Source organism: Rathayibacter sp. AY1B7 (assembly GCF_002932735.1).
GTDB lineage: Bacteria > Actinomycetota > Actinomycetes > Actinomycetales > Microbacteriaceae > Rathayibacter.
Window position 1 is genome coordinate 147,382 of the sequence record NZ_PSWK01000003.1, and the last position, 26,330, is coordinate 173,711.

Sequence of the window (26,330 nt, forward strand, 5' to 3'; positions counted from 1 at the left end):
GTCGCGGGCCGCCCGCGAAGCGGACCCAGCCTAGAGCCTCACGCCCGGGAGCCGGCCGAGCGCCCGACCAGGCCGGCCCGCGCGAGCACGAGGTAGAGCTCGCAGCCCAGGCAGAGGCCGAACACGGCGTTGAGGAAGGCGGCGAGGAAGGCGACGGCCGCGGCGACCGGAACCGATCCCGGGACGCCGGCGACGTGCAGGAGGACGCCGGTGCCGGTCACCACCAGGCCGATCAGCTGGGCGAAGCGCGGCGGGCGGGCGTCCTCCCACTCGCGCGGCGGTGCCAGGTGCGGCCGGACCACCCGGCGGAACAGCACCGCCCAGGGGCCGGAGCCGACGCCGCGCGCGGCCGACCAGGCGAAGAGGGCGGCGAGCGCGAGCAGCAGGAGGAAGCCGGGCTGGGAGAGCCGGCCGTCGAGGTCGGCCCGGGCCGGGGCCGCGAGCCCGAGGCCCACGGCCGTGAGGAGGAGTGCGGCGGTGACTCCGGCGGCGACCCTCGGGCCGCGGGGATCGACGGTGCCGGACGGGGGAGTGGCGCCGGTGGTGGAGGGGGAGCGGGAGCTCATCATGTCTCCTGGAGTCGGTCGAGCTCGATGGTCAGGGCGGCGCGGGTCGGAGCGCCGCCGATGCGGCTGCGCGGCACTCCGTCTCGATCGAGCAGGAGGAGCGTGGGCGTCTGCCGGACGCGGAAGCGCGCCGCGAGGTCGGGGCGGTGCGTCAGATCGACGTCGAGGTGCGCCAGCCCGGTCCGCTGCTGGGCGAGCTCCCCGACCATCCGTCGCACTGCAGGGCACCGCGTGCAGACGTCGGTCGAGAACTGCACGACTGTGGCCCGGGTCCCGAGCACTGCGCCGGGGACGAGCCCGCCGGGGTCGATCGCGGGGCCCTGGCGCGAGGGGACGCCCGCGACGCGCCCGGAGCGGGCCCGATGGACAGCCCCGAGGACGACGCCCAGCGCGACGAGGCCGAGCAGTGCGGCGAGGATCGTCACGGGCTCCATCCGGGAAGCGTAGGTCGGCGCAGGCGCTGCGCGGACGACTGTTTCGGGATGTGACGACGGCCGCGGTCGGAGCGTGGTCTAGGTTCGATCCGTGACCGAACAGAGCAGCCTCAGCGCAGACCCGAGCAGTCCCGTCTTCCGCAGTGATGTCGTCGTCGAGCTGGTCCGCGCGAGCGCCCACGACTCGGACGTGCTGTTCGCGGCCCGCGTCTCGACCCAGGGCGAGAAGACGCTCGCCGAGGCGCTCGACGGCGAGGAGTCCGACGCCGAGCTGCAGCGCAAGCGCGACCGCGGACTGATCAACTACCTGATGCGCGACCGCCACGGCTCGCCGTTCGAGCACAACTCGATGACCTTCTACGTGCAGGCGCCGATCTTCGTCTTCCGCGAGTTCATGCGGCACCGCATCGCCTCCTACAACGAGGAATCGGGCCGCTACCGCGAGCTCCGCCCGGTCTTCTACGTGCCCGGCCCCCGGCGCAACCTCGTGCAGGTCGGCAAGCCCGGCGCCTACTCCTTCGAGCCGGGCACCGCGGAGCAGGCCGAGCTCGTCGCCGAGGAGACGCGCCGCGTCAGCACGCAGGCCTACGAGTCGTACCGGCGGATGCTCGGCGAGGGCGTCGCCCGCGAGGTCGCCCGGATCGTCCTCCCGCTGAACATCTACTCGTCGATGTACGTCACGCTCAACGCCCGCTCGCTGATGAACTTCCTCTCCCTGCGCACCAAGCGCGAGGACTCGACGTTCCCCTCCTTCCCGCAGCGCGAGATCGAGATGGCGGCCGAGCAGATGGAGACGCACTTCCAGGAGCTGATGCCCCTCACGGCCGCCGCCTTCACAGCGAACGGCCGCGTCGCCCCGTAGCCCGCCGCCCGGCGAGGACGAGCGGGCCGTCCCGCCCGATCGCCTGCTGCCGTCCGCGCGGGCGGCTCCGGGAAGCTCCTCCCGGCGGCGCGGCGGCGACCCGCTACCCTGGCAGCGTGTCAACTCCGGAGAATCCCTTCGGCCAGGTCCTGGTCGCCCTGGTCACCCCGTTCACCGCCGACGGCGAGGTCGACTGGCCCGGTGTCGAGAAGCACATCGACGACTGCATCGCAGCGGGCGCGGACGGCATCGTGGTCACCGGGACCACGGGCGAGACCAGCACCCTGACCGACCCGGAGAAGATCCGCCTCGTCGAGGTCGGCCGCTCGGTCGCCGGGGGCCGCGCGAAGATCATCACGGGAGGCGGCTCGAACGAGACCGCCCACGCCATGCAGCTCGCCCGTCAGAGCGAGAAGGCCGGCGCCGACGGCAACATGATCGTCACCCCGTACTACAACAAGCCCACGCAGGCGGGCGTGCTCACCCACTTCCGGATGATCGCGGATGCGACGGACCTGCCGGTCATCCTCTACGACATCCCCGGCCGCACCGGCGTGCCGATCCGCTACGAGACGATCCTGCGGGCTGCCAAGCACCCGAACATCCTGGCCGTGAAGGACGCGAAGGGCGATCTCTCCGAGGTCAGCCGCGTGCTCAACCAGACCGACCTGATGTACTTCTGCGGCGACGACGCGAACGTGCTCCCCGAGCTCGCCATCGGCGCCACGGGGCTCATCGGCGTCACCGCCAACATCGCCGCCGCGCCGTACCGCACGATCGTCGACGCGGTGAACGCGGGCGACCTCCACGCGGCCACCCGCGCGCACCAGCAGCTCGAGCCGCTCGTGCGCGCCGTGATGACGCACGTCCCCGGGACCGTCGCCGCGAAGTACATCCTGCACGGCCTCGGCCGCATCTCCTCGCCGCGCGTGCGGCTGCCCCTGGTCGGCCCGGAGGAGTCGGAGGCGGCGCTCATCGAGGACGAGCTCGGCCTGGTCCGCGACATCCCGGGCGTCGACTTCCGCAACTTCCGGCCCGACCGCAACGCCGCGGCCGGCGGCGCCCTCCCGAAGGTCGCCGGCACCACCCGCTGAGCCCGAGCGGCACGTCCCGAGAAAGCACTGCTGGAGAAGGAGGGCGCATGCCCGGTCCCGTGATCATCCCCGCCCCGCTCGCTCCGGGAACGCTCCGGATCATCCCCCTCGGCGGCCTCGGCGAGATCGGCCGCAACATGACCGTCTTCGAGATCGACGGCAGGCTCCTGATCGTCGACTGCGGCGTGCTCTTCCCGGAGGAGGACCAGCCGGGCGTCGACCTGATCCTCCCGGACTTCACGCCCATCCGGGACCGGCTCGACGACATCGTCGGAGTGGTCCTCACCCATGGCCACGAGGACCACATCGGCGCCGTCCCCTACCTGCTCCGGCTGAAGCGCGACATCCCGCTGATCGGCTCCACCCTCACGCTCGCCCTCGTCGAGGCGAAGCTCAAGGAGCACCGGATCACGCCGTATACGCTCACGGTGAAGGAGGGCGACGTCGAGAACCTCGGGCCCTTCGAGCTCGAGTTCGTCGCCGTGAACCACTCGATCCCGGACGCGCTGGCCGTGTCGATCGTCACCGACGCAGGCTCGGTGCTGCACACCGGCGACTTCAAGATGGACCAGCTGCCGCTCGACGGCCGGATCACCGACCTGCGCGCCTTCGCCCGCCTCGGCGAGGAGGGAGTCGACCTGTTCATGGTCGACTCCACCAACGCCGACGTCCCCGGCTTCACGCCGAGCGAGCGCGACATCGGCCCGGTCATCGAGAGCGTCATGGCCAGGGCGACCCGCCGCGTCATCGTCGCGAGCTTCTCCAGCCACGTGCACCGGGTGCAGCAGGTGCTCGACGCGGCTCACGCCACGGGCCGCCGCGTGGCGCTGCTCGGCCGCTCCATGGTCCGCAACATGCGCATCGCCGCGGATCTCGGCTACCTGCACGTCCCTCCGGGAGTCCTGGTCGACATGAAGAAGTCGGGCGACGTCCCCGAGGACAGGATCGTCTACATGTCCACCGGGTCGCAGGGCGAGCCGATGGCCGTCCTCAGCCGGATGGCCAACCTCGATCACCAGATCGAGCCGGGGGAGGGCGACACCGTGATCCTCGCCTCCAGCCTCATACCCGGCAACGAGAACGCGGTGTACCGGGTCATCAACGGGCTCACGCGGCTCGGAGCGACCGTCGTCCACAAGGGCAACGCGAAGGTGCACGTGTCCGGGCACGCCGCGGCCGGCGAGCTCCTCTACTGCTACAACATCCTCAAGCCGCTGAACGTGATGCCGGTGCACGGCGAGTACCGGCACCTGGTCGCGAACGCGCAGCTCGCGCGCGAGACCGGGATCGCGGAGGAGAACACGATCATCGCCGAGGACGGCACCGTGATCGACCTGCTCGACGGCAGGGCGACCGTCGTCGGACGGCTCGACCTGGGGTTCGTCTACGTCGACGGATCGTCGGTGGGCGAGATCACGGACGCCGACCTCAAGGACCGGCGGATCCTCGGCGAGGAGGGCTTCATCTCGATCATCGTGGTGGTCGAGGCGGGCACGGGGCGGATCGTCGTCGGCCCCGAGATCCACGCGAAGGGCTTCGCGGAGGACGACAGCGTCTTCGACGAGGTCAAGCCGCGGATCGCGGCCGCGCTCGAGGAGGCGGTGCGGAACGGGGCGAGCGACCAGCACGCGCTGTCGCAGGCCGTCCGTCGCGTCGTCGGCCGCTGGGTCAACACCTCCTACCGCCGCCGGCCCATGATCGTGCCGCTCGTCATCGAGGCCTGAGCCTCCCGGCCGGCGGCGGATCGGCGCCGGCCGTCGCGGCGCGGGTCACCGGCCCTGACGGGGGCGGCGGGTACGGTGGCCTCATGGCGACCAGTACCAAGACGACCTCGCGCGGGCGCGGCAGCGCGACTCCGCGCTCCGGCGCGCCGCGATCCGGCCGGGGCTCGGGCAAGGCGGCCGCCGAGACGAAGACGGTGGCCTTCGAGTCCGCCCCGCGCACCAACCCCGCCGTGCGGCTCTGGATGGCGCTGGCCCACCTCGCGGGCGGCGCCGCGCGCGCCCTCGGTCCCGAGCGGCTGGCGAAGGAGGAGCGCCGCGACGGCGTCCCCTTCCTGCTGCTGCTGCTGGCCGTCGCGGGCGCGGTCGTCGAGTGGTTCCTCGCGACCGACCCGGTCGCCCTGGTGCTCGACGCGTGGAGCTTCGGCGGCTTCTTCGGCCGGGTCGCCTACGTGCTGCCGGTCGTCCTTCTCCTCTTCTCCCTCTGGCTGTTCCGGCACCCCCGGTCCGTCGACGACAACGGGCGGATCGGCGTGGGCGTCATCACGCTGCTCGTCGCCTCCGCCGGCATCTGCCACGCGCACCTCGGCCTGCCGCAGCCCGGCCAGGGAATCGAGACCATGGCGGCAGCGGGAGGCGTCCTCGGCTGGCTGGTGGGCGCCCCGCTCGCGGCGATCGCCACCGTCCCCGGCGCGACCGTGCTGCTGTCGCTCGTGATCCTGCTGTCGCTGTTCATCATCACCAAGACCCCGCCGAACCGCATCGGCGCGCGCTCGCGGGAGCTCTACGGCTACCTCTTCGGCGCCCCCGTGCTCGACGACGAGGAGCGCGCCCGCCTCAAGGCCGAGCGGGCCGCCGCCAAGGCCGCGGCGAAGGCGGAGGCCGAGCAGGAGGAGGACGCGCAGCAGGACGGCGGAGAGCTGCCCTGGTGGCGGCGCACCGAGTCCGGGCGCGAGGACGAGCCGACCGTGCAGACCGAGCTCCCGATCGACTCCTTCGCCGAGGTGCTCGAGGGCACCGCTCCCGCCCGCGGCCGCGCGAAGGGCTTCGACACCGCGCTCGAGGAGCGCGACGACGAGGCCCACCCGCCGACCCGCTCCTACGCCACCGAGGTGCTGGCCGAGGCCGAGACCGCCGAGGCGGCGCTCGCCCGCTTCGAGCAGACGGGCGCTCCCCGCGGCGCGACCGGCGTGGTCGACGACGACGCGACCGAGGTCATCCGGCTCGACCGCCTCGACGTGGCGCCCGCCGTCCCGGTCCCGCCGGTCATCGAGACCGGCCCGATCGCGCCCCTCGCCGAGGAGGACCCGACCGCCGGGTTCGACTCCTCGTTCGAGGAGGACGCGCCGTACCGCCTCCCCTCGGCGGCCGCCCTCTCGACGGGCACGCCCTCCAAGGCGCGCTCGGCGGCCAACGACGAGATGGTCCGCGCCATCACCGAGGTGCTGCAGCAGTTCAACGTGGACGCGACGGTCACCGGCTTCTCCCGCGGCCCGACCGTCACCCGCTACGAGATCGAGCTCGGCCCCGGCGTCAAGGTCGAGCGCGTCACCGCGCTCAGCAAGAACCTCTCCTACGCCGTCGCCAGCAACGAGGTCCGGATCCTCTCCCCGATCCCGGGCAAGAGCGCGATCGGCGTCGAGATCCCCAACACGGACCGCGAGATCGTCTCCCTGGGCGACGTCCTCCGCTCGCCGGCCTCGACGACGTCCACGCACCCGATGACCATCGGCGTCGGCAAGGACGTCGAGGGCGGCTACGTCGTGGCGAACCTCGCCAAGATGCCGCACCTCCTGGTCGCCGGCTCCACCGGCTCCGGCAAGTCCAGCTTCGTCAACTCGATGATCACGAGCCTGCTGATGCGCGCGCGCCCGCAGGACGTGCGCATGGTCCTGATCGACCCCAAGCGCGTGGAGCTCACCATCTACGGCGGAGTGCCGCACCTGATCACTCCGATCATCACGAACCCCAAGAAGGCCGCCGAGGCGCTGCAGTGGGTCGTGAAGGAGATGGACATGCGCTACGACGACCTGGCGTCGTTCGGGTTCCGCCACATCGACGACTTCAACGCGGCCGTCCGCGCCGACGAGATCAAGCTCCCCGCGGGCAGCAGCCGCGTCCTCAAGCCGTACCCGTACCTCCTCGTGGTGGTCGACGAGCTCGCCGACCTGATGATGGTCGCCCCGCGCGACGTCGAGGACTCGATCGTGCGCATCACCCAGCTCGCGCGCGCCTCGGGCATCCACCTCGTGCTGGCCACGCAGCGGCCGAGCGTCGACGTGGTGACCGGCCTCATCAAGGCGAACGTGCCCAGCCGCCTCGCCTTCGCGGTGACCAGCGTGACCGACTCGCGGGTCATCCTCGACCAGCCGGGAGCCGACAAGCTCATCGGGCAGGGCGACGGCCTCTTCCTCCCCATGGGCACCAACAAGCCGATGCGCGTCCAGGGCGCCTGGGTCCGCGAGGACGAGATCGCGAAGGTCGTCGAGCACGTCACCCGTCAGGCGCAGCCCGAGTACCGCCAGGACATCACCGTGCAGGCGCAGCGCAAGGAGATCGACTCCGACATCGGGGACGACCTCGAGCTGCTGGTCGCGGCGGCCGAGCTCGTCGTCAGCACGCAGTTCGGCTCGACCTCGATGCTGCAGCGTAAGCTCCGCGTCGGCTTCGCCAAGGCCGGCCGACTGATGGACCTGCTCGAGTCGCGCGAGGTCGTCGGCCCCTCCGAGGGGTCGAAGGCCCGCGACGTGCTGGTCACCGCCGAGCAGCTGCCGGGCGTCCTCGCGCGGATGCGCGGCGAGGACCCGGGCGAGGGGCCGGCCGCGCCGTCCTCGGTCGCCCCGGACCCGTACGCGGATCCGCTGGCCGAGCCGACGGGGCCCGCCGCCACCGACTACCACGACGACGACGAGGGGTCCGGCGAGGACGCCTGGACGCTGACGGGACGCGAGTGACCGTCCCGGTCGCCCGCACTGCGAGGAACGGCGGAGCACGATGACCCACCCCACCGCACCGGCTCCGGCCGCGTCGGGCAACTGGAACCTGCCGAACGCGATCACGGTCGTCCGGATCCTGCTGGCGCCCGTCTTCTTCTGGCTCCTGCTGGCCGACGGGGGGCAGGACGGCGGGATCCGGATCGCCGCGGCGCTCCTCTTCATCGTCGCGATCGCCACGGACGGCATCGACGGGCACATCGCCCGGAGCCGGGGCCTCGTGACCGATCTCGGCAAGCTCCTGGATCCGATCGCCGACAAGGTGCTCACCGGCGCGGCGCTCGTCGGGCTCTCGATCCTCGCGGAGCTGCCGTGGTGGGTGACGATCGTCATCCTGGTGCGCGAGATCGGCATCACCGTGTTCCGGATGGCCGTGCTCTCGGACCGGGTGATCCCCGCGTCGCGGGGCGGCAAGCTCAAGACGATCGTGCAGTCGATCGCGATCTCCCTCGCTCTGCTGCCGCTCTGGGCCGTCCTCGGCGAGTGGGTCCACTGGCTGAACGGCATCACGATGACGGCGGCGGTGGTGCTCACGGTCGCCACCGGGATCGACTACCTCGCCGACGCCGCCCGCCAGAGCCGGGCCGCCCGGTCGACGCGGTGACGGCCGCGCAGCTGATCGCCGAGCTCCGGCGGCGGGGTGTCGACCTCGCCGTCGCGGAGTCCCTCACCGGCGGCGCGCTCAGCTCCGCCCTCGTGGAGGTGCCCGGCGCCTCCGCCGTGTACCGCGGGGGAGTGGTGAGCTATGCCACCGACCTCAAGGACCGGCTCCTCGGGGTCGACGCGCGCGTCCTCGGCGAGCGGGGTCCCGTCGATCCCGGAGTCGCCGTGCAGATGGCGCGCGGAGCGTCCTCGCGGCTCGCAGCCGACGGGCGTCCGACGCTCGGCCTGGCGACCACTGGGGTCGCCGGTCCGGATCCGCAGGGGGACACGGCCGTCGGCACCGTCTTCGTGGCGGCCGTCCTCGGCGAGGACGAGCTCGTCCATGAGCACCGGTTCGACGGCGACCGCGCCGCGATCCGCGCCGCCTCGGTCGACGCGGCCCTCGCCCTCGGCGCGGAGCTGATCTCCCGGGGGGCATGAGGCGGATACCCAGCGAGGGCCCTCCGGGAATCGGAATGCGCCGCATTGCGGCCCGGTTACAGCTGGTGTCGCTCACACGCAAAGTCCAGTCATCCGGTATTAGAGTCGACACCATACGAACCGGGTAGTGAACAGCTATCCGGTTCTCTCGTCCCAGCCCCCCGATCACCCGCTCCGGAATCTCCGGCGCTCGTGCTCGCGGTGCAGGTGCACGACATGCGGTTGACGTGGAGAAGGAGGGTCCAGTGGTTCTAGTTCGTCAGGAGATCGGCGATGTCCTCAGGGACTTTCGCCTGCAGAAAGGTCGTACGCTCCGTCAGGTGGCGAGCAAGGCTAGCGTTGCGCTCGGCTACCTGAGCGAGGTCGAACGCGGTCAGAAGGAGGCCTCCTCGGAGATCCTCGCCTCTGTCGCCGACGCCCTCGACACCCCCATCTCGGTGATCATGCGCGAGGTCGGCGATCGTCTCGCCGTCATCGAGGGCATCGACACCATCCCCGACACCATCCCGGCCGACATGGTCGCCGGCTTCGACGCGGACCTCGTCACGCAGTAGTCGGCCCCCGTCCCCTCCACTCACCGCACCCGCTCCACACGAAGGGCGCCCAGGCTCCGGCCGGGCGCCCTTCGGCGTTCCCGGGGGAGTGCGGCCTCCGGGCAGCGGCTACCGTGGACGCATGCGCTTGAGCGAGTTCCGGCAGCTGGTGGACGACGAGTTCGGCGGCGCCTACGCCCGTGTCCTGGTCTCGGACCTCGTGCTGACCGAGCTCGGGGGCCGCACAGCCGAGCGCGCCCTCGCGGACGGAGCGGAGCCGCGCGAGGTCTGGCTCGCCCTCTGCCGCGCCAACGACGTCCCGGAGGCCCGGTGGCACGGCGTGGATCCGCGGAAGCGCCACCGCTGACGCTCCCGTCGCCGAAGCCGTGTTCGACACGCCGACGGCTCGTGCTCGAATCCGTGTTCGAACGGGTCTAGGCTCCTCCACAGAAGCAGGAACGGCCCCGTCTCCACGGAGTCGCTCTCGCTCGGCCCCGATGTCGGTGGTCGGGCGTACCGTCGGAGACACCTGAACGGACCTGCTTCACCGCCTTGTCGCAGCCGGCCGGCACTGTCACTCCGACAGCCACCGGCATGTCGCGACAGCCTGTAGGCGACACCACCACGAACACGAGAGCGAGACGGCCATGCCCAGTTCCTCCGACCGCGAGAAGTCCCTCGAGACCGCACTCGCCCAGATCGACCGCCAGTTCGGCAAGGGCGCCGTCATGCGCCTTGGAAGCGACGACCGCGCTCCCGTCGAGGTGATCCAGACCGGTTCGATCGCGCTCGACGTCGCGCTCGGGATCGGCGGGCTCCCCCGCGGCCGCATCGTCGAGATCTACGGCCCCGAGTCCTCCGGAAAGACAACCCTCACGCTGCACGCGATCGCGAACGCGCAGCGCAACGGCGGCATCGCCGCCTTCATCGACGCGGAGCACGCGCTCGACCCCGAGTACGCCAAGAAGCTCGGCGTCGACATCGACTCCCTCCTCGTGTCGCAGCCCGACACCGGAGAGCAGGCGCTCGAGATCGCCGACATGCTCGTGCGCTCGGGCTCGATCGACCTCATCGTGATCGACTCCGTCGCGGCCCTCGTGCCGCGTGCCGAGATCGAGGGCGAGATGGGCGACTCCCACGTCGGCCTGCAGGCGCGCCTCATGTCCCAGGCGCTGCGCAAGCTGACCGGCGGACTGAACACCACGAACACCACGATGATCTTCATCAACCAGCTGCGCGAGAAGATCGGCGTCTTCTTCGGAAGTCCCGAGACCACGGCGGGCGGCAAGGCGCTCAAGTTCTACGCGTCGGTCCGCCTCGACATCCGCCGCATCGAGACGCTGAAGGACGGCACCGACGCGGTCGGCAACCGCACCCGCGTCAAGGTCGTGAAGAACAAGATGGCCCCGCCCTTCAAGCAGGCCGAGTTCGACATCCTCTACGGCGTCGGCATCTCCCGCGAGGGCAGCCTGATCGACTTCGGTGTCGAGCACGAGATCGTCCGCAAGTCGGGCGCCTGGTACACCTACGACGGCGACCAGCTCGGCCAGGGCAAGGAGAAGGCGCGCCAGTTCCTCATCGACAACGCCGATGTGGCCGCTGAGATCGAGAAGCGCATCCTGGTGAAGCTCGGCGTGATCGTCGACCCGAACGCGGCCGTCGAGGCCGCGCCGGTCGCGATCGAGACCAAGCAGCCCGTGCGCAAGGGCGCCTAGCCCGTGGCGGAGAAGGCCGCGGAGGGGGCGAAGGGCCGCCCCGTGGCCTTCCTGCCCTGGGTCGACCGGGGTGCGGCGGGCGACGAGGGCTGGGCTCCGGCGGCGCCGGCCGCCGACGGGGCCGGGTCGCTTCCGGAGCCGTCCGGAGCCGGGACGCCGCGTACCAGTGCGCCCGGGACGGTCGGAGGAGAGTCGGGAGGCTCGGCCGTCGGCGGCGCCGCGTCTCCGGCCTCCGAGCGGATCGCCGAGCTCTCGGCTCATGTCGCCCGGCGCGCGCCGGCGTTCGTCGAGAACGCGGACGACGAGGACGACGACGACGCGATCGAGATCCCGGAGGAGATCGATCCCGAGCAGGTCGCGGATCGGATCGTACGGGGGCTCTCCCGCAAGAGCCTCTCGGTCGCCGAGGTCGAGGCGCGCCTCTACACGGAGGGCGTCGCCGAGAAGGACGCCCTCGAGATCCTCGAGCGCTTCACGCGCTTCGGCTACCTCGACGACCTCCGCATGGCGGAGCAGCTGGTCGTCTCGCTCCGCGACCGCAAGAAGCTCGGCCGCTCCTCCATCCAGCAGGAGCTGCGCGCGCGGAAGATCGACCCCGAGGCGATCGCGTCAGCGCTCGACGAGCTGGACGGCGACGACGAGTACCGCACGGCGCTCGAGCTCGCGCGCAAGCGCCTGCCGAGCCTGCGCTCGCTCTCCGACGAGGTCGCCGAGCGCCGACTCACGGGATTCCTCGCGCGCCGCGGCTACGCCGGCGGACTCGTGCAGCGCGTCGTCCGCGAGACGATCCGGAAGCCGGGGTCGAGCGTCCGCTTCCGCTGACACGGCGGCCCGGGAGCGGTCCGACCGGAGCGTAGAATCCCACACCATGAGCACGCTCGGTACCGCCCCGTCGCCCGTCGCCGAGACCCGGCCGAGGACCTACGAGGTCCGTACGTTCGGGTGCCAGATGAACGTGCACGACTCCGAGCGGCTGAGCGGTTCGCTCGAGGCGGCGGGCTACGTGTCCGCCGATGGAGCCGAGGCCGACGTCGTCGTGATCAACACCTGCGCGGTGCGCGAGAACGCCGACAACAAGCTCTACGGCAACCTCGGCCACCTCGCGTCGGTGAAGCGCCGCCACGAGGGGATGCAGATCGCGGTCGGCGGCTGTCTCGCGCAGAAGGACAAGAACGTCATCCTCGACCGTGCCCCGTGGGTCGACGTGGTCTTCGGCACGCACAACATGGGCGCCCTCCCCAGCCTGCTCGAGCGCGCCCGCCACAACGACGAGGCGCAGCTCGAGATTCTCGAATCGCTCGATGTCTTCCCCTCCACGCTCCCCACGAAGCGCGACTCGACCTACAGCGGCTGGGTCTCGATCTCGGTCGGCTGCAACAACACCTGCACCTTCTGCATCGTCCCCTCGCTCCGCGGCAAGGAGAAGGACCGGCGCCCCGGCGACGTGCTCGCCGAGATCCAGGCGCTCGTGGACGACGGCGCGATCGAGGTCACCCTTCTCGGCCAGAACGTGAACTCCTACGGCGTCGAGTTCGGCGATCGCCAGGCGTTCTCGAAGCTGCTCCGCGCGGCGGGCACCATCGACGGGCTCGAGCGGATCCGCTTCACGAGCCCCCATCCCGCGGCCTTCACCGACGACGTGATCGACGCCATGGCCGAGACGCCGGCGGTGATGCCGCAGCTGCACATGCCGCTCCAATCCGGCTCCGACCGCGTCCTCAAGGCGATGCGCCGCTCCTACCGCTCCGAGAAGTTCCTCGGGATCCTCGACCGGGTGCGCGATCGCATCCCGCACGCGGCGATCAGCACCGACATCATCGTGGGCTTCCCCGGCGAGACGGAGGCCGACTTCCAGGAGACCCTGCGGGTGGTCGAGGCGGCCCGCTTCGCCTCCGCCTTCACCTTCCAGTACTCCATCCGGCCCGGCACCCCGGCCGCGACGCTGCCCGACCAGATCCCCAAGGCGGTCGTCCAGGAGCGTTACGAGCGGCTCGTCGCCCTGCAGGACGCGATCAGCGAGCAGGAGAACCGCGCAGTCGTCGGCCGAGAGGTCGAGGTCCTCGTCGCGACCGGCGAGGGCCGTCGCGACACGGAGACGCACCGGCTGAGCGGACGCGCCGAGGACAGCCGTCTGGTGCACTTCGACGTGCCCGAGGGCTCCGAGCAGCCGCGTCCCGGAGACGTGGTCTCCGTCCGGGTCACCCGTGCCGCCCCCTTCTACCTCCTGGCGGATTCGCCCGACGGCGCGCCGCTCCGCATCCGCCGCACCCGCGCGGGCGACGCCTGGGACCGGGCGCAGACCGAGTCCTGCGGAGTTCCGGCCGCCCCGGGCGGGAGCGGGGCGCCCCGGGTCTCGCTGGGCCTGCCGTCGCTGCGCGTGCGCGACGCCGGCACGCTGACGACGCCGATCTACGACGCCCTCGATGGCGAGCGCTGAGACCGGAGCCCCCGATACCGCGCCGGAGCTCATCGCGGTCGTCGGCGCGACCGGCACGGGCAAGTCCGACCTCTCGCTCGAGCTCGCCGAGGCGATCCGGCAGGACGGCGGCGCCGCTGAGATCGTGAACGCCGACGCGATGCAGCTCTACCGCGGGATGGACATCGGCACCGCGAAGCTGCCCGCCGACGAGCGTCGGGGCGTCCCGCACCACCTGCTCGACGTCCTCGACGTGACGGAGGAGGCGTCGGTCGCCCGCTACCAGAGCGAGGCGCGGCGCGTGATCGAGAGCGTGCTGGCGCGCGGGGCGACGCCGATCCTCGTCGGGGGCTCCGGTCTGTACGTCTCCAGCGTCGTCTTCGAGTTCTCGTTCGCGGGCACCGACCCGGCCGTCCGGCGCCGGCTCGAGGAGACCGCCGAGCGGGAGGGCCTGGGCGCCCTCGTCGAGCGGTTGCGCCGGATCGACGCCGGAGTGGCCGAGCGGATCGGTCCGCACAACGCCCGGCGCATCGTCCGCGCGCTCGAGATCGCGGAGCTCACCGGCGGGAGCACGCACAGCGCGCTGATGTCCGACGAGCCGGTTCGGTGGCGCCCCGCCTCGATCCTGTTCCTCGAGGCTCCGCGGGAGGAGCTGGTGCAGCGCCTCGACCGGCGGGTGGAGCGGATGTGGGCGACCGGGATGCTCGACGAGGTCGAGCGGCTCGTCCCCTTCGGCCTGGAGCGCGGCGTCACAGCCGGGCGGGCCATCGGGTACGCCCAGGCGCTCGCCCAGCGTGCCGGCGTCCTCCGCGAGGAGGAGGCGATCGCGGCGACGCAGGCGCTCACGCGCCGCTACGCACGTCGGCAGAACAGCTGGTTCCGGCGCTACGCCGGCGCCCACCGGCTCCCGTACGATGCGCCGGACCTGGTGTCGCGGGCGCACGCCGCCGCCCAGGCCGCCGCTCCCGCTCCTCGCTAGGCTGTGCGCCATGACGATCGAGCTGCACTTCACCAAGGGCCAGGGCACCGGCAACGACTTCGTGCTCTTCAGCGACCCGGACGGTGAGGTCGACCTCTCGCCCGCGCAGATCGCGATGATCTGCGACCGCCACTTCGGCGTCGGCGCCGACGGCGTCATCCGTGCCGTCCGCTCCCGCGCGATCCCGGAGGGCGCCGCGGCTCTGGCCGAGGAGAGCGAGGCGGAGTGGTTCATGGACTACCGCAACGCCGACGGCTCGATCGCCGAGATGTGCGGCAACGGCATCCGCGTCTACGCCGCGTTCCTGCTCGCGGGCGGCCTCGCGACGCTCGAGCCCGGCGACACCCTGCCGATCGGCACCCGCGCCGGCGTCCGCGACGTCACCCGCAGCGGTGCCGGGTTCCAGGTCGACCTCGGCCGCTGGGAGCTGGCGGGCGGCGAGCCCCTGGTGCGGGCGAAGGAGCTCAAGGTCGCGCGCCCCGGTCTCGGGATCGACCTCGGCAATCCGCACGTGGTCGTCGCCCTCAGCAACGACGAGGAGCTCGACTCCGCCGACCTCTCCTACATCCCGCAGCTCGACCCGGAGCCCGAGGACGGCGCGAACGTCGAGTTCGTGGTTCCCGGCGAGCCCCTGGTCCACGACGGGATCGGGCGGATCCGGATGCGCGTGCACGAGCGCGGCAGCGGCGAGACCCTGAGCTGCGGCACGGGTGCCGCGGCGGCGGCACTGGCGGTGCGCTACTGGGCGGGAGCGCGCGCTCCGCAGGCCTGGCGCGTGGAGGTCCCGGGCGGCACGCTCGGCGTGACGATGTTCGCGGCGGAGGAGGGCGAGCACGTCGGGCTCTCCGGCCCGGCCGACCTCGTCTTCACCGGGACGATCCGGATCGACTGAGGACCCGGTCAGGCCAGGCGGGTCGTCCGGAGCACGCGAAAGCCCTTCGCCGAGGAGACGCGCTCCACGTCGAGCCGCCCGGCGAACGCGGCGCCCAGCCAGGTCTGGAGCGAGTCGGAGCCGAGGTTGCGCTGCACGACGAGCCAGGCGTCCGCGCCCTCCTCGAGCCGCGGCAGCCAGCGCTCGAGCAGGAGGTGCAGCTCCTCCTTGCCGATGCGGATCGGCGGGTTCGACCACACCGTGCGGAAGCGGACGTCGTCGGGAACATCCTCGGGCAGCACGGCGTTGACATTGAGGACGCCGAGTTCCTCGCAGTTGCGACGGACCAGCTCGAGCGCCCGCTGGTTGACGTCGACCGCCCACACCCGGGCGTCGGGGGAGGCGAGGGCGAGCGCGAGGGCGATCGGGCCCCAGCCGCAGCCGAGGTCCAACAGGTCCCCGTCAGCGGGGGCGTCGGGCACCGCGTCCAGCAGGACGCGCGTGCCGAGATCGACGTGACCGGGGCTGAACACCCCTCCTGCCGTCGTGACCTCGAGGTCGCGGCCGGCCAGGCGGGCCTGGATCCTGCGGGGCCGGAGGTCGCCGTCGGGAGTACTCGAGAAGTAGTGCTCGGCGGCCATGAGAAGTGAACCTATCAAGACCTGAGGAGTTAGTGTTATCCGGATGACGGAAGACCTGAACGAGACCGACACGACCGAGGCCGTGGACGTCGTCTCGAGGGTCCTGGCGAACGCGCAGTCGCGTTCGGCAGGGTACTCGCGCTTCGTCGCGGGTGGAGCCCAGGCGCTGCAGAGCGCCGGCCACGAGGGCGAGAACAGCGACGGCGAGCAGTTCGACCGCGACGACCGGCAGGCGCTGCGACGCGTCGCCGGCCTCTCGACCGAGCTCGAGGACGTCACGGAGGTCGAGTACCGCCAGCTGCGCCTGGAGAACGTCGTGCTCATCGGCGTGTACTCGCAGAACTCGCTGGAGGACGCGGAGAACTCGTTGCACGAGCTCGCCGCGCTCGCGGAGACGGCGGGAGCGACGGTCCTCGACGGCCTGCTCCAGCGCCGCCCGCACCCCGATCCGAGCACCTACCTCGGCAAGGGCAAGGCCCAGGAGCTCGCGGGGCTCGTCGCGGCCCTCGGCGCGGACACGGTCGTCGCCGACACCGAGCTCGCACCGAGCCAGCGGCGTGCGCTGGAGGACGTGGTGAAGGTCAAGGTGATCGACCGCACCGCGGTGATCCTCGACATCTTCAGCCAGCACGCGAAGAGCCGTGAGGGCAAGGCGCAGGTCGAGCTCGCGCAGCTCGAGTACCTGCTCCCGCGACTGCGCGGCTGGGGCGAGTCCATGTCCCGCCAGGCCGGCGGCCAGGTGGGCGCGGGAGCCGGAATGGGCTCGCGCGGTCCGGGTGAGACGAAGATCGAGCTCGATCGTCGCCGCATCCACACCCGCATGGCGCGCCTGCGCAAGCAGATCACGGCGATGAAGCCCGCCCGCGAGGCCAAGCGCGCGAACCGCAAGCGCAACGCCGTCCCCTCGGTGGCGATCGCGGGGTACACGAACGCCGGCAAGTCGAGCCTGCTGAACCGGATGACGCACGCGGGCGTCCTCGTCGAGAACTCGCTCTTCGCGACCCTCGACGCCACCGTCCGCAAGGCCCAGACGAAGGACGGGCGCCTCTACACGCTCGCCGACACGGTCGGCTTCGTGCGAGCGCTTCCGCACCAGCTCGTCGAGGCCTTCCGGTCGACGCTCGAGGAGGTCGCGGACTCCTATGTGATCGTCCACGTCGTGGACGCCTCCCACCCCGATCCGGCCGGGCAGATCGCCACCGTGCGCGACGTGATCGGCGAGGTGGGCGCCCGCAGCATCCCCGAGATCATCGCCTTCAACAAGGCCGATCTGGTGGACGAGGGCACGCGGCTGGTGCTGCGCGGTCTCGCTCCCGACGCGGTCTTCGTGTCGGCGCGCAGCGGCGAGGGCATCGACGAGCTGGAGGCGCGGATCGCCGAGATCCTGCCCGAGCCGGACGTCGAGATCGACCTGCTCGTGCCGTACGACCGTGGCGACGTGATCTCGCATCTGCACCGCAGCGGCCGGATCCTGTCGACGCAGTACGTCGAGGGCGGCACCCACGTGGTCGCCCTCGTGCACGCCGATCTGGCGGGCTCGCTCACCGAGTTCGCGGTTCCGCGCGCGGCCGTCCAGGCCTGATCGCCACCACCCGAGCGCCCGTCTCCCCGTCAGGGAGGCGGGCGCTCGGCGCATCCGGGAGGGGGTGCGGCGACCCGCACCACCGACCGGCGGCGGCCGGAGGGTTCGGCGACGGGGTTTCGGCGGCCCTCCTCCGCCTTCCCGTGACCGCGACGGAGGGGCGCGCGCCCCGATCGCCGGTGCCCGTCGAACGCAGGAGGGGCCCGGCCGGCTGCAAGCCGGTCGGGCCCCTCCTGCGTTCCCGGTGTCAGACCGAGCGGAGGACCGCCACGATCTTCCCGAGCACCTCGGCCTCGTCGCCGAGGATCGGCTCGAAGTTGGAGTTGCGGGGCAGCAGCCAGGTGTGGCCGTCGCGCTGGCGCAGCACCTTGACGGTGGCCTCGCCGTCGAGCATGGCCGCTACGATCTCGCCGTTCTCGGCGGTGCGCTGCGAGCGGACCACGACCCAGTCACCGTCGCAGATCGCGGCGTCGATCATCGACTCGCCGACGACCTTGAGCATGAAGAGCTCGCCCTTGCCGACGAGCTGCCGGGGAAGCGGGAACACCTCGTCGATCTGCTGGTCGGCCATGATCGGCACACCCGCCGCGATCCGGCCGACGAGGGGGACCATCGCCGCGTCGCCGACCGTCGCGGTCGACTCGAACGACCCGTCGTCCTCCGTCGAGCTGGGGACGTCGATGAGGATCTCGAGGGCGCGGGGCCGGTTCGGGTCACGGCGCAGGTAGCCGCTGAGCTCGAGCTGGTTGAGCTGGTGGGTGACGCTCGACAGCGAGGCGAGGCCGACCGCGTCGCCGATCTCGCGCATGCTCGGCGGGTAGCCGCGGCTCGACACCGAGCGCTGGATCGCGTCGAGGATCGCGAGCTGCTTGGCGCTCAGGCTCTTCCGGCGCCGGCCCGCGGCCGCCTTCGTCTTGGCGGCCGGGGTCCCGGCCCTCTGCGCGTCGCTCACGATGCTCCCTCTTCCCGGTGCGCACGCCGCGTGCGCGCCCGCCCGGTCGCGACCCGACAAGGAATGTCGGTGGTCGCTGCTCTACTACGACCAGGCTCTCGAAACTGTATCCGCCGGAACTCGCGACTCGGAACATTCGTTCGAGTGTGTCGCGCGCGAGTCCGCCCGCGGATCAGCCGGAACGGTCCCTTGACCGCTCCGGCGTTCGAAGATATGTTCGGTACAGGCGTTCGGGGCGGCCCTCCCGGCCGAGGGCCTCCCCGAATCCCTGTTGAAAGGAGCGATCCCATGACCGCACAGCTCACCTCCCGCCCGCTCCAGCGCTCGTCCGCGGCTCGGCCCGTCGAGGTCCTGCCGTCCGCTCCCGAGCCGATGAACGCGTTCGGCGAGGCGCGCATCGTCCGCACCCGTCTGCGCCTCACGCGCCGCGGCCGCGCCGTGGTGGCCGCTCTGGGGGCCCTGCCGATCGTGGCGGGCGCCTTCGCCTTCGGGCTCAACGGCGGTGGAGCGGTCGCGTCGAGCGACGCCGCTGCAGTCGAGTTCCAGTACGTCACCGTCCACGCGGGCGAGTCGCTCTGGTCGCTCGCCGAGGAGCTCGCCCCGCAGGCGGACCCGCGCGACGTGGTCGACGACATCCTCTCCCTCAACCAGCTCTCGAGCGCGGGCGTCGAGCCCGGGCAGCGCCTCGCCGTCCCGGCCGAGTACGACATCGCTCGCTGAGCCGGGCGGCCCGGTCGTCCGCGTCGGGCGCTTCGCTACCATTCCCTGGTGACGACTCTCGACGACCTGCCCCTCCGCGACGACCTCCGAGGCAAGCACCCGTACGGCGCACCCCAGGCGGTCGTGCCCGTCGCCCTCAACGTCAACGAGAACACCCACCCGGTCCCGGACGACGTGATCGCCGACATCGTCGGGCGGGTCACGGAGGCGCTGCGCACCGTCAACCGGTACCCCGACCGCGAGTTCCGAGAGCTGCGCGACTCCCTCGCCGGCTACCTCGGTCACGGGCTCACCGCGGACGGCGTGTGGGCTGCGAACGGATCGAACGAGGTGCTCCAGCACGTCCTTCAGGCGTTCGGCGGTCCCGGGCGCTCGCTGCTGGGGTTCGCGCCCACCTATTCGATGTACTCGATCCTCGCGTCGGGGAGCGGAACGGAGTGGATCCCCGCTCCGCGCGAGGCGGAGTTCGAGATCGGAGCCGAGTACGCCGCGGAGCAGATGCGCCGGGCCCGGCCCGACATCGTCTTCCTCTGCGCTCCGAACAACCCGACCGGGACGCCGCTCGACCTCGCCGTGATCGAGGCGGTCTACGACGCGACCGACGGCATCGTCGTCGTCGACGAGGCGTACGCCGAGTTCGCGGGCAGGGGCGCGCCCACCGCGCTGAGCCTCCTCCCCGGGCGACCGCGCCTGCTCGTGTCCCGCACCATGAGCAAGGCCTTCGCCTTCGCCGGCGTCCGCCTGGGCTACCTCGCCGCCGACCCCGCGGTGATCGACGCGCTCCGCCTCGTCCGCCTCCCGTACCACCTGTCGGCCCTCACCCAGGCCGCCGCGACCGCCGCCCTCGCTCACGCCGACGAGATGCTCGCCATGGTCGGCGAGATCATCGTGCAGCGCGACCGGATGATCGACGGCCTGCGCGCCCTCGGCTACCGCCCGTACGCGACCGGCAGCAACTTCGTCCTCTTCGGCGGTGTCGCGGATCCGGCCGCCGTGTTCGAGGGCCTGCTCGCCCGCGGCGTCCTCATCCGCGACGTCGGCATCCCGAACCACCTCCGTGTCAGCGCCGGCACCGAGGAGGAGACGACCGCGTTCCTCGAGGCGCTCGCCTCCCTCCCCGCACCGTCGGCCGACGCCACGGTGGCGCTCTCGCGTGAGTGAGCTCCGCCCGGGGGCGGCGACGCGGCGCGAATAGACTGGGAGGCATGACCTCCCCGAGCGCCGCACCCGGGCGCACCGCCTCCCTCAGCCGTGCCACCAGCGAGTCGAGCATCGAGCTCTCCCTCGACCTCGACGGCACGGGCGTCGCCGATCTCGAGACCGGCGTGCCCTTCTTCGACCACCTGCTGACGGCGTTCGCGAAGCACTCGCTCACGGACCTGTGCGTCCGGGCCCGCGGCGACATCGAGATCGACATCCACCACACCGCGGAGGACATCGGCATCGTGCTCGGCACGGCCATCCGACAGGCTCTCGGCGACAAGGCCGGGATCTCCCGCTTCGGCGACGCGCTCGTCCCCCTCGACGAGGCGCTCGTGCAAGCCGTCGTCGACATCTCGGGGCGCCCCTACCTCGTGCACACCGGCGAGCCGGAGGGCTTCGCGCTGCACCTGATCGGCGGCCACTTCACCGGGTCGATGGTGCGCCACGTCTTCGAGGCGATCGCCTTCAACGCCGGCCTCACCGTGCACGTCACGGTGCTCGGCGGCAGGGACCCGCACCACATCGCCGAAGCGGAATTCAAGGCGTTCGCCCGCGCCTTCCGTCAGGCCAAGGCCCTCGACCCGCTCGTCTCCGGCGTGCCGTCGACGAAGGGCGCGCTGTGAGCTCGGCCCGCCCCTCCGTCGTGGTCTACGACTACGGCTCGGGGAACGTGCACTCCGCCGTCAAGGCGCTCGAGCTCGCCGGGGCCGACGTCGAGCTGACGGGGGACCGGCAGCGGGCGCTGGAGGCGGACGGCCTCCTCGTGCCCGGCGTCGGCGCCTTCGACGCCGTGATGTCGGCGCTGACCCGCGCCCGCGGCGGCGAGATCATCGAGAAGCGCCTCGCCGGCGGGCGCCCCGTCCTGGGCATCTGCGTCGGGATGCAGGTGCTCTTCGAGCGCGGCGTCGAGCGCGGGGTCGAGAGCGAGGGCCTGGGCGAGTGGCCGGGGACGGTGGACCTCCTCCCGGCCGAGGTCGTCCCGCACATGGGCTGGAACACCGTCTCCGCTCCCGAGGGCTCGGTGCTCTTCGACGGCATCGCCGAGGAGCGCTTCTACTTCGTGCACTCCTACGGCGCCCGCGAGTGGTCGCTCGACGTGATGCCCCCGTTCCCGCGTCCCGCGGTCACCTGGGCCGATCACGGAGGCCCCTTCATCGCCGCGGTCGAGAACGGGCCGCTCTCGGCCACGCAGTTCCACCCCGAGAAGTCGGGGGCCGCCGGGCTCCGGCTGCTGGCCAATTGGCTGGGCACCCTCCGCACGAACTAGGATCGGCCGGTGGTCGGCGCCTCCAGGGGCCGGCACCGGCTCCGAGACTGAGGATGACGATGAGCGAGTTCACCAAGGCCCCGGGCCTGGTCCTCCTGCCCGCGATCGACGTGGCGGGCGGCAGGGCCGTGCGGCTCACGCAGGGCGAGGCCGGGACCGAGACCAACTACGGCGACCCGATCGACGCCGCGGGCGACTGGGCCGACCAGGGCGCGGAGTGGATCCACCTCGTCGACCTCGACGCCGCCTTCGGCCGCGGCGACAACCACGGCATCATGAAGAAGGTCATCCGGCAGGTGAAGGGCGTCAACGTCGAGCTCTCCGGCGGGATCCGCGACGACCGCAGCCTCGAGTCCGCGCTGAGCGCCGGCGCGAAGCGCATCAACCTCGGCACCGCGGCGCTCGAGAACCCCGAGTGGGCCGCGAGCGTCATCGCGCAGTACGGCGACCAGATCGCCGTCGGTCTCGACGTCCGGGGCACCACGCTCGCCGCGCGCGGCTGGACCAAGGAGGGCGGCGACCTCTGGCAGGTCCTCGACCGCCTGGAGGAGGCCGGCTGCACCCGCTACGTCGTCACCGACGTCACGAAGGACGGCACGCTCAAGGGCCCGAACCTCGAGCTCCTCGAGCAGGTCATGGCCCGCACCCACCGCCCCGTGATCGCCTCGGGCGGCATCTCGAACCTCGACGACATCGCCGCTCTGCGCGACCTCGTGCCCCAGGGGCTCGAGGGCGCGATCGTCGGCAAGGCGCTGTACGCGGGCGCGTTCACGCTCGCGGAGGCCCTGGATGTCGCATCCGAGTGAGCCCCGCCCGCTCCCGGCGCATCTGACCGACTCGGCCGGCACCCCCTGGGCGGGCCGGCACTTCGAGCCGAGCGCAGCGCCGGAGGACGACGGAAGCGCCCCGGAGGCGCTGGTCGCCGCGCTCGAGTCCTTCACCCGCGGCACTCGCGGCCCGGAGGCCGTGGTCGACGCGCTCCGCACGTCCCGCCTGCTCATCCCTCTGGTCGCCCGCCTCGGCGAGGAGGCCGAGGGAGTCGGGGGACTCCGGGCGGACAAGACGCAGGAGCTCGCGATCGTCACGGTCGCCGGACCCGACGGCCGCACGGTGCTCCCCGTCTTCAGCGGCGTCGAGAGCATGCGCCGGTGGGACCCGGCCGCCCGTCCCGTCCCTGTCGACGGGCGCCGCGCGGCCCTGGCGGCCGTCGCGGAGGGCACCGAGGTGATGGTCCTCGACCCCGCGTCCGAGCGGGAGTTCGCGGTCCGGCGCCCGGCCCTCTGGGCGATCGCGGAGGGCGGCGACTGGCGGCCGGCCCCCGCCGATGCGGAGGTGCTCCTGGCTCTGCGCGCGGCTGCGGAGGGGGAGCGGGCGGTCGCCTCGCTCGAGGTGCGCGCGGGAGACCCGGAGCAGCGCCTCGCGGGCCCCGAGCTCGTGGTGGTCCTGAGCCTGCGGCCGGGGCTCGATCAGGACGCGCTCGGCGCCCTCGTCGCGCGCCTGGGGGAGCGGTGGGCGGCCGACGAGACCGTCGCGCAGCGCGTCGACTCGATGACGCTGCAGCTCGCCGCCGCCCGCTGACTCCCGATCAGGTGACCGGGCCGGTCCACTTCTCGCCCGGGCCCTTGCCGATCGGGTCGGCGATCGGGGACGCCTCACGGAACGCGAGCTGGAGGGTGCGGAGGCCGTCGCGCAGGCTCCGGGCGTGCATGTCGCTGATGTCGGGCGCCCCGGCCGTGACCAGGCCCGCGAGCGCGTTGATGAGCTTGCGCGCCTCGTCGAGGTCGACCTGCGCTCCGGGCTCGTCGGCGAGTCCGCACTTGACGGCGGCCGCGCTCATCAGGTGCACGGCGGCGGTGGTGATGATCTCCACCGCCGGGACCTCCGCGATGTCGCGCGCGGCCTCCACGTCGGAGGCTCCGCCGTCCTCGCCGAATCGTCGCGTGTAGTCGTCGTCGTACTGGGCCATGGGTCCTTCGTTCGTCGTCCGTGGTGGAGGGGCGCGGCCGCCGGAGCAGAGGATCGAGGGGCGGCCGGATCCGGTCTGTCGGGCGGGCCGCCGGTCTGCTATGGTTGTCCGGGCTCCGAGGCATGTCCTCGGTTCGAAAGTGGAGATTCTCCCACCCGCGCTTGACCGCTTCACAAGGTTACCGGGTCAGAAGCACTCCGCCCCCGAGGGTCGTCAGACCACCGGAGGCAGGGCTGCGGCTCTCGAGGTCCGCCTCGGGAACCGCGTCACAGGGTGCGAGCGCCGTGCTGCAGGCACGACGTGGACGGGACGATCACCTCTCTCGGGTGCGCTGGAGAAGACTCCGGCAGCGCAGCTGCACTCACCGAGATCAGAGGAGAAACGCAATCAGCGATCCCCGTACCAACGACCGTATCCGCGTCCCCGAGGTCCGCCTCGTGGGTCCCGCAGGAGAACAGGTCGGCGTCGTCAAGATCGAGGTCGCCCTGCGACTCGCGCAGGACGCAGACCTGGACCTGGTCGAGGTCGCCCCCAACTCCAAGCCGCCCGTGGCCAAGATCATGGACTACGGGAAGTTCAAGTACGAGCAGGCTCAGAAGCTCAAGGAAGCCCGTCGCAACCAGGCGAACACGATCCTCAAGGAGGTCCGTTTCCGCCTGAAGATCGACAAGCACGACTACGAGACCAAGCGCAAGCGCGCCGAGGGCTTCCTGAAGGCCGGCGACAAGGTCAAGGCGATGATCCTCTTCCGCGGTCGCGAGCAGTCGCGCCCCGAGATGGGCGTCCGCCTGCTCCAGCGCTTCGCGGAGGACGTCGCCGAGTTCGGCCAGGTCGAGTCCACCCCGACCATCGACGGTCGCAACATGGTGATGGTCATCGGCCCGCTGAAGAACAAGTCCGAGGCGAAGGCCGAGGCCAATGCGGTCCGCGCCGCTCGTCGCGAGGCCAACACCCCCGAGGACACGGCCGAGGCCGAGTCCGTCTAGTACTTCGCCGCCCCGGCCTCGGGGCCGGCGGACGCCCCGCTCGCGGGGCACCGGTTTCGCCCCGCCGAGCGCGGAGTGACGTTCACAAGGAGAGAACATGCCCAAGATGAAGACCCACTCGGGTGCCAAGAAGCGCTTCAAGGTGACCGGCTCCGGCAAGGTCATGAAGCAGCAGGCCGGCATGCGCCACAACCTGGAGTCCAAGTCCAGCGTTCGCACGCGCCGCCTCAACCAGGACCAGGTCCTCGCCCCGCAGGACGCCAAGGTCGCCAAGAAGCTTCTCGGTCTGTAGCCCACCGCCGGCGCAGCCCGCTGCGCCGCGTGGTCGCTACTCAGCCGACACGGATCGATAGGAAGAAACAGCAATGGCAAGAGTGAAGAGGGCCGTCAACGCCCACAAGAAGCGTCGCGTCATCCTCGAGCGCGCCTCGGGCTACCGCGGCCAGCGGTCGCGCCTCTACCGCAAGGCGAAGGAGCAGGTCACCCACTCCCTCGTCTACTCGTACCGCGACCGCCGCGCCAAGAAGGGCGAGTTCCGTCGTCTCTGGATCCAGCGCATCAACGCCGCGTCCCGCGCGAACGGTCTGACCTACAACCGCTTCATCCAGGGCCTCGCCCTGGCCGGCGTGCAGGTCGACCGCCGCATCCTCGCGGACCTCGCGATCACCGAGCCGGCCACGTTCGCCTCGCTCGTCGCGACCGCGAAGAGCGCGCTGCCCGCCGACACCTCGGCGCCCAAGGCCGCAGCGTAGTCAGCACGGCTTCCCGGAGGGGGTCGCGACCAAGAGGTCGCGGCCCCCTCCGTCGTCCGCAGGCCCTCCCGCGCCGTGTCTGCGGGGGCGGCGATCACCGCGCCGATAGGCTCGCCGCATGCTCGACAACCCCCGCTCTCCCCGTGTCCGCTCCGTGGCGAAGCTCACCCGCCGCCCGGCCCGGCTCGAGACGGGGCTCTTCCTCCTCGAGGGCCCGCAGGCTCTCTCCGAGGCGCTGCAGTACCGCCCGGAGCTGATCGTCGAGTCGTTCGCGACTCCGACAGCTCTGGAGCGCCACCCCGAGATCGTCGCCGCCGCCGCCGAGGCGGAGGTGGAGATCGAGTACGTGACCGAGGACGTCCTCAACGCGATGGCCGACACCGTCACTCCGCAGGGCTTCGTCGCGGTCTGCCGTCAGTTCCCCACGTCGCTCAAGGACGTCGTCGCCTCCGAGCCGCGTCTCGTGGCGGTGCTCGAGGAGGTCCGCGACCCGGGCAACCTCGGCACGATCATCCGTGCCGCCGACGCCGCCGGTGCTGACGCGGTCGTGCTGTCCGGCCGCTCGGTCGACCTCTACAATCCCAAGGTCGTGCGCTCCACGACCGGCTCGCTCTTCCACCTCCCGGTCGCGGTCGGCGCCGACCTCGCCGACGTGCTGGGCCGGCTCCGCGGCGTGGGCCTCCGCTCCGTCGCGGCCGACGTGAAGGGGGAGGACCTGCTCGACGTCCGCGCACGCGGGGACCTCGCCCAGCCGACCGTCTGGGTCTTCGGCAACGAGGCGCGCGGCCTCGAGGACGAGTCGCTCGCCCTCGTCGACGGCGTGGTCGCGGTGCCCATCTACGGGGCGGCGGAGTCGCTCAACCTCGCGACCGCGGCCTCCGTCTGCCTGTACGAGAGCGCCTTCGCGCTGCGTTCCTGAGAGGAACCGGGCCGAGGGTGCCGCGAACCTGGAGAACAGGGCGCGTTGTTACCCTTCGGTTAAGAATTCCCTCAT

The 26,330-nt window shown here is 71.9% G+C and carries 29 protein-coding genes; 24 read left to right on the forward strand and 5 right to left on the reverse strand.

The genetic code is table 11. The features are described 5' to 3' along the window. Positions 1 to 38: 38 nt before the first annotated feature. A complete protein-coding gene (locus C5C95_RS03075) occupies positions 39 to 566 on the reverse strand; it encodes a DUF4395 domain-containing protein (protein ID WP_104323765.1) in 528 nt (175 codons plus the stop codon). Continuing rightward, the gene (locus C5C95_RS03080; RefSeq protein ID WP_181125540.1) at positions 566 to 1,000 is read right to left on the reverse strand and encodes a thioredoxin family protein; all 435 of its coding nucleotides are present in this window, start codon (positions 998 to 1,000) and stop codon (positions 566 to 568) included. Before C5C95_RS03080 ends, C5C95_RS03075 begins: the two co-directional genes overlap by 1 nt. Before the next feature lie 91 nt (positions 1,001 to 1,091). Between C5C95_RS03080 and thyX the strand changes: the two genes are divergently transcribed. From thyX to dapF, 13 genes are all read left to right on the forward strand, one after another. After that, on the forward strand, positions 1,092 to 1,862 hold the full coding sequence (thyX, locus tag C5C95_RS03085) for an FAD-dependent thymidylate synthase (RefSeq protein WP_104226301.1): 771 nt from the start codon (positions 1,092 to 1,094) through the stop codon (positions 1,860 to 1,862). Between the two features lie 116 nt (positions 1,863 to 1,978). Next, positions 1,979 to 2,956: a 4-hydroxy-tetrahydrodipicolinate synthase gene (gene dapA / locus C5C95_RS03090; protein ID WP_104224469.1), complete on the forward strand. Its 978-nt coding sequence runs from the start codon at positions 1,979 to 1,981 to the stop codon at positions 2,954 to 2,956. Between the two features lie 47 nt (positions 2,957 to 3,003). Beyond that, positions 3,004 to 4,680: a ribonuclease J gene (locus C5C95_RS03095; protein WP_104276117.1), complete on the forward strand. Its 1,677-nt coding sequence runs from the start codon at positions 3,004 to 3,006 to the stop codon at positions 4,678 to 4,680. 83 nt (positions 4,681 to 4,763) lie between these two features. Next, on the forward strand, positions 4,764 to 7,631 hold the full coding sequence (locus C5C95_RS03100; protein ID WP_104323766.1) for a DNA translocase FtsK: 2,868 nt from the start codon (positions 4,764 to 4,766) through the stop codon (positions 7,629 to 7,631). A gap of 40 nt (positions 7,632 to 7,671) precedes the next feature. Then, positions 7,672 to 8,274, forward strand: coding sequence for a CDP-diacylglycerol--glycerol-3-phosphate 3-phosphatidyltransferase (gene pgsA, locus C5C95_RS03105; protein WP_104226303.1), 603 nt, complete (start codon positions 7,672 to 7,674; stop codon positions 8,272 to 8,274). Further along, complete coding sequence (locus C5C95_RS03110; protein ID WP_104323767.1) at positions 8,271 to 8,753, forward strand: CinA family protein; 483 nt, start codon at positions 8,271 to 8,273, stop codon at positions 8,751 to 8,753. Before pgsA ends, C5C95_RS03110 begins: the two co-directional genes overlap by 4 nt. Positions 8,754 to 8,998: 245 nt before the next feature. Continuing rightward, the gene (locus C5C95_RS03115; protein WP_068207524.1) at positions 8,999 to 9,307 is read left to right on the forward strand and encodes a helix-turn-helix domain-containing protein; all 309 of its coding nucleotides are present in this window, start codon (positions 8,999 to 9,001) and stop codon (positions 9,305 to 9,307) included. Between the two features lie 121 nt (positions 9,308 to 9,428). Then, a complete protein-coding gene (locus tag C5C95_RS03120) occupies positions 9,429 to 9,653 on the forward strand; it encodes a DUF3046 domain-containing protein (protein WP_104224474.1) in 225 nt (74 codons plus the stop codon). A gap of 280 nt (positions 9,654 to 9,933) precedes the next feature. Further along, positions 9,934 to 11,001 carry a recombinase RecA gene (gene recA / locus C5C95_RS03125; RefSeq protein WP_104262713.1) on the forward strand — a complete coding sequence of 356 codons (1,068 nt, stop codon included), beginning with the start codon at positions 9,934 to 9,936 and terminating at the stop codon, positions 10,999 to 11,001. 3 nt (positions 11,002 to 11,004) lie between these two features. Continuing rightward, complete coding sequence (locus tag C5C95_RS03130) at positions 11,005 to 11,823, forward strand: regulatory protein RecX (RefSeq protein ID WP_104272756.1); 819 nt, start codon at positions 11,005 to 11,007, stop codon at positions 11,821 to 11,823. Between the two features lie 46 nt (positions 11,824 to 11,869). Further along, positions 11,870 to 13,438 (forward strand): tRNA (N6-isopentenyl adenosine(37)-C2)-methylthiotransferase MiaB, encoded by a 1,569-nt coding sequence (gene miaB, locus C5C95_RS03135; RefSeq protein WP_104260627.1) that lies wholly within the window; start codon positions 11,870 to 11,872, stop codon positions 13,436 to 13,438. After that, on the forward strand, positions 13,425 to 14,396 hold the full coding sequence (gene miaA, locus C5C95_RS03140) for a tRNA (adenosine(37)-N6)-dimethylallyltransferase MiaA (RefSeq protein WP_104262716.1): 972 nt from the start codon (positions 13,425 to 13,427) through the stop codon (positions 14,394 to 14,396). The genes miaB and miaA overlap by 14 nt, the downstream gene beginning before the upstream one ends. 10 nt (positions 14,397 to 14,406) lie before the next feature. Continuing rightward, on the forward strand, positions 14,407 to 15,288 hold the full coding sequence (dapF, locus tag C5C95_RS03145) for a diaminopimelate epimerase (protein WP_104313480.1): 882 nt from the start codon (positions 14,407 to 14,409) through the stop codon (positions 15,286 to 15,288). Positions 15,289 to 15,296: 8 nt separating this feature from the next. On the opposite strand, the gene C5C95_RS03150 is transcribed toward dapF, so the two are convergent. Next, positions 15,297 to 15,908 carry a class I SAM-dependent methyltransferase gene (locus C5C95_RS03150; RefSeq protein ID WP_104224480.1) on the reverse strand — a complete coding sequence of 204 codons (612 nt, stop codon included), beginning with the start codon at positions 15,906 to 15,908 and terminating at the stop codon, positions 15,297 to 15,299. 43 nt (positions 15,909 to 15,951) lie between these two features. Between C5C95_RS03150 and hflX the strand changes: the two genes are divergently transcribed. After that, positions 15,952 to 17,490 (forward strand): GTPase HflX, encoded by a 1,539-nt coding sequence (hflX, locus tag C5C95_RS03155; RefSeq protein ID WP_104323768.1) that lies wholly within the window; start codon positions 15,952 to 15,954, stop codon positions 17,488 to 17,490. 247 nt (positions 17,491 to 17,737) lie between these two features. On the opposite strand, the gene lexA is transcribed toward hflX, so the two are convergent. Next, a complete protein-coding gene (gene lexA / locus C5C95_RS03160) occupies positions 17,738 to 18,442 on the reverse strand; it encodes a transcriptional repressor LexA (protein WP_104224482.1) in 705 nt (234 codons plus the stop codon). A 288-nt stretch (positions 18,443 to 18,730) separates the two neighbouring features. Between lexA and C5C95_RS03165 the strand changes: the two genes are divergently transcribed. From C5C95_RS03165 to C5C95_RS03190, 6 genes are read left to right on the forward strand one after another with little or no spacing between them, the layout of a single operon-like run. Next, positions 18,731 to 19,162 carry a LysM peptidoglycan-binding domain-containing protein gene (locus C5C95_RS03165; protein WP_308470736.1) on the forward strand — a complete coding sequence of 144 codons (432 nt, stop codon included), beginning with the start codon at positions 18,731 to 18,733 and terminating at the stop codon, positions 19,160 to 19,162. Between the two features lie 48 nt (positions 19,163 to 19,210). Continuing rightward, positions 19,211 to 20,323 carry a histidinol-phosphate transaminase gene (locus C5C95_RS03170; protein ID WP_181125542.1) on the forward strand — a complete coding sequence of 371 codons (1,113 nt, stop codon included), beginning with the start codon at positions 19,211 to 19,213 and terminating at the stop codon, positions 20,321 to 20,323. 44 nt (positions 20,324 to 20,367) lie between these two features. After that, on the forward strand, positions 20,368 to 20,988 hold the full coding sequence (gene hisB, locus C5C95_RS03175) for an imidazoleglycerol-phosphate dehydratase HisB (RefSeq protein ID WP_104323770.1): 621 nt from the start codon (positions 20,368 to 20,370) through the stop codon (positions 20,986 to 20,988). Continuing rightward, the gene (gene hisH, locus C5C95_RS03180) at positions 20,985 to 21,632 is read left to right on the forward strand and encodes an imidazole glycerol phosphate synthase subunit HisH (RefSeq protein WP_104224485.1); all 648 of its coding nucleotides are present in this window, start codon (positions 20,985 to 20,987) and stop codon (positions 21,630 to 21,632) included. The genes hisB and hisH overlap by 4 nt, the downstream gene beginning before the upstream one ends. Positions 21,633 to 21,691: 59 nt before the next feature. Then, positions 21,692 to 22,438 carry a bifunctional 1-(5-phosphoribosyl)-5-((5-phosphoribosylamino)methylideneamino)imidazole-4-carboxamide isomerase/phosphoribosylanthranilate isomerase PriA gene (priA, locus tag C5C95_RS03185; protein ID WP_104224506.1) on the forward strand — a complete coding sequence of 249 codons (747 nt, stop codon included), beginning with the start codon at positions 21,692 to 21,694 and terminating at the stop codon, positions 22,436 to 22,438. Further along, positions 22,422 to 23,210, forward strand: a complete 789-nt coding sequence (locus C5C95_RS03190) for an SseB family protein (protein ID WP_104233278.1) — start codon at positions 22,422 to 22,424, stop codon at positions 23,208 to 23,210. Before priA ends, C5C95_RS03190 begins: the two co-directional genes overlap by 17 nt. A gap of 7 nt (positions 23,211 to 23,217) precedes the next feature. Here the strand turns inward: C5C95_RS03190 and C5C95_RS03195 are convergent, their stop codons facing one another. Then, positions 23,218 to 23,598: a DUF1844 domain-containing protein gene (locus tag C5C95_RS03195; RefSeq protein ID WP_104313470.1), complete on the reverse strand. Its 381-nt coding sequence runs from the start codon at positions 23,596 to 23,598 to the stop codon at positions 23,218 to 23,220. A gap of 437 nt (positions 23,599 to 24,035) precedes the next feature. On the opposite strand from C5C95_RS03195, the gene infC reads away from it, so the two are divergent. The 4 genes from infC (at position 24,036) to C5C95_RS03215 (ending at position 26,255) form a co-directional block, all read left to right on the forward strand. After that, a complete protein-coding gene (gene infC, locus C5C95_RS03200; RefSeq protein WP_374952931.1) occupies positions 24,036 to 24,584 on the forward strand; it encodes a translation initiation factor IF-3 in 549 nt (182 codons plus the stop codon). Positions 24,585 to 24,681: 97 nt separating this feature from the next. Further along, on the forward strand, positions 24,682 to 24,876 hold the full coding sequence (rpmI, locus tag C5C95_RS03205) for a 50S ribosomal protein L35 (RefSeq protein WP_055793295.1): 195 nt from the start codon (positions 24,682 to 24,684) through the stop codon (positions 24,874 to 24,876). 73 nt (positions 24,877 to 24,949) lie between these two features. Next, positions 24,950 to 25,336 carry a 50S ribosomal protein L20 gene (gene rplT, locus C5C95_RS03210; RefSeq protein ID WP_104224487.1) on the forward strand — a complete coding sequence of 129 codons (387 nt, stop codon included), beginning with the start codon at positions 24,950 to 24,952 and terminating at the stop codon, positions 25,334 to 25,336. Between the two features lie 118 nt (positions 25,337 to 25,454). Next, positions 25,455 to 26,255, forward strand: coding sequence for an RNA methyltransferase (locus tag C5C95_RS03215; protein ID WP_104323771.1), 801 nt, complete (start codon positions 25,455 to 25,457; stop codon positions 26,253 to 26,255). The last annotated feature ends 75 nt before the right edge of the window (positions 26,256 to 26,330 follow it).

What these genes read in the sequence shown, in the direction of transcription:
- C5C95_RS03075 (WP_104323765.1), bottom strand. Translation starts at nt 566, where the DNA reads ATGAGCTCCCGCTCCCCCTCCACCACCGGCGCCACTCCCCCGTCCGGC.
- C5C95_RS03080 (WP_181125540.1), bottom strand. Translation starts at nt 1,000, where the DNA reads ATGGAGCCCGTGACGATCCTCGCCGCACTGCTCGGCCTCGTCGCGCTG.
- C5C95_RS03095 (WP_104276117.1), top strand. Translation starts at nt 3,004, where the DNA reads ATGCCCGGTCCCGTGATCATCCCCGCCCCGCTCGCTCCGGGAACGCTC.
- C5C95_RS03100 (WP_104323766.1), top strand. Translation starts at nt 4,764, where the DNA reads ATGGCGACCAGTACCAAGACGACCTCGCGCGGGCGCGGCAGCGCGACT.
- pgsA (WP_104226303.1), top strand. Translation starts at nt 7,672, where the DNA reads ATGACCCACCCCACCGCACCGGCTCCGGCCGCGTCGGGCAACTGGAAC.
- C5C95_RS03120 (WP_104224474.1), top strand. Translation starts at nt 9,429, where the DNA reads ATGCGCTTGAGCGAGTTCCGGCAGCTGGTGGACGACGAGTTCGGCGGC.
- recA (WP_104262713.1), top strand. Translation starts at nt 9,934, where the DNA reads ATGCCCAGTTCCTCCGACCGCGAGAAGTCCCTCGAGACCGCACTCGCC.
- miaB (WP_104260627.1), top strand. Translation starts at nt 11,870, where the DNA reads ATGAGCACGCTCGGTACCGCCCCGTCGCCCGTCGCCGAGACCCGGCCG.
- miaA (WP_104262716.1), top strand. Translation starts at nt 13,425, where the DNA reads ATGGCGAGCGCTGAGACCGGAGCCCCCGATACCGCGCCGGAGCTCATC.
- dapF (WP_104313480.1), top strand. Translation starts at nt 14,407, where the DNA reads ATGACGATCGAGCTGCACTTCACCAAGGGCCAGGGCACCGGCAACGAC.
- C5C95_RS03150 (WP_104224480.1), bottom strand. Translation starts at nt 15,908, where the DNA reads ATGGCCGCCGAGCACTACTTCTCGAGTACTCCCGACGGCGACCTCCGG.
- hflX (WP_104323768.1), top strand. Translation starts at nt 15,952, where the DNA reads ATGACGGAAGACCTGAACGAGACCGACACGACCGAGGCCGTGGACGTC.
- C5C95_RS03165 (WP_308470736.1), top strand. Translation starts at nt 18,731, where the DNA reads ATGACCGCACAGCTCACCTCCCGCCCGCTCCAGCGCTCGTCCGCGGCT.
- hisB (WP_104323770.1), top strand. Translation starts at nt 20,368, where the DNA reads ATGACCTCCCCGAGCGCCGCACCCGGGCGCACCGCCTCCCTCAGCCGT.
- priA (WP_104224506.1), top strand. Translation starts at nt 21,692, where the DNA reads ATGAGCGAGTTCACCAAGGCCCCGGGCCTGGTCCTCCTGCCCGCGATC.
- C5C95_RS03190 (WP_104233278.1), top strand. Translation starts at nt 22,422, where the DNA reads ATGTCGCATCCGAGTGAGCCCCGCCCGCTCCCGGCGCATCTGACCGAC.
- C5C95_RS03195 (WP_104313470.1), bottom strand. Translation starts at nt 23,598, where the DNA reads ATGGCCCAGTACGACGACGACTACACGCGACGATTCGGCGAGGACGGC.
- rpmI (WP_055793295.1), top strand. Translation starts at nt 24,682, where the DNA reads ATGCCCAAGATGAAGACCCACTCGGGTGCCAAGAAGCGCTTCAAGGTG.
- rplT (WP_104224487.1), top strand. Translation starts at nt 24,950, where the DNA reads ATGGCAAGAGTGAAGAGGGCCGTCAACGCCCACAAGAAGCGTCGCGTC.
- C5C95_RS03215 (WP_104323771.1), top strand. Translation starts at nt 25,455, where the DNA reads ATGCTCGACAACCCCCGCTCTCCCCGTGTCCGCTCCGTGGCGAAGCTC.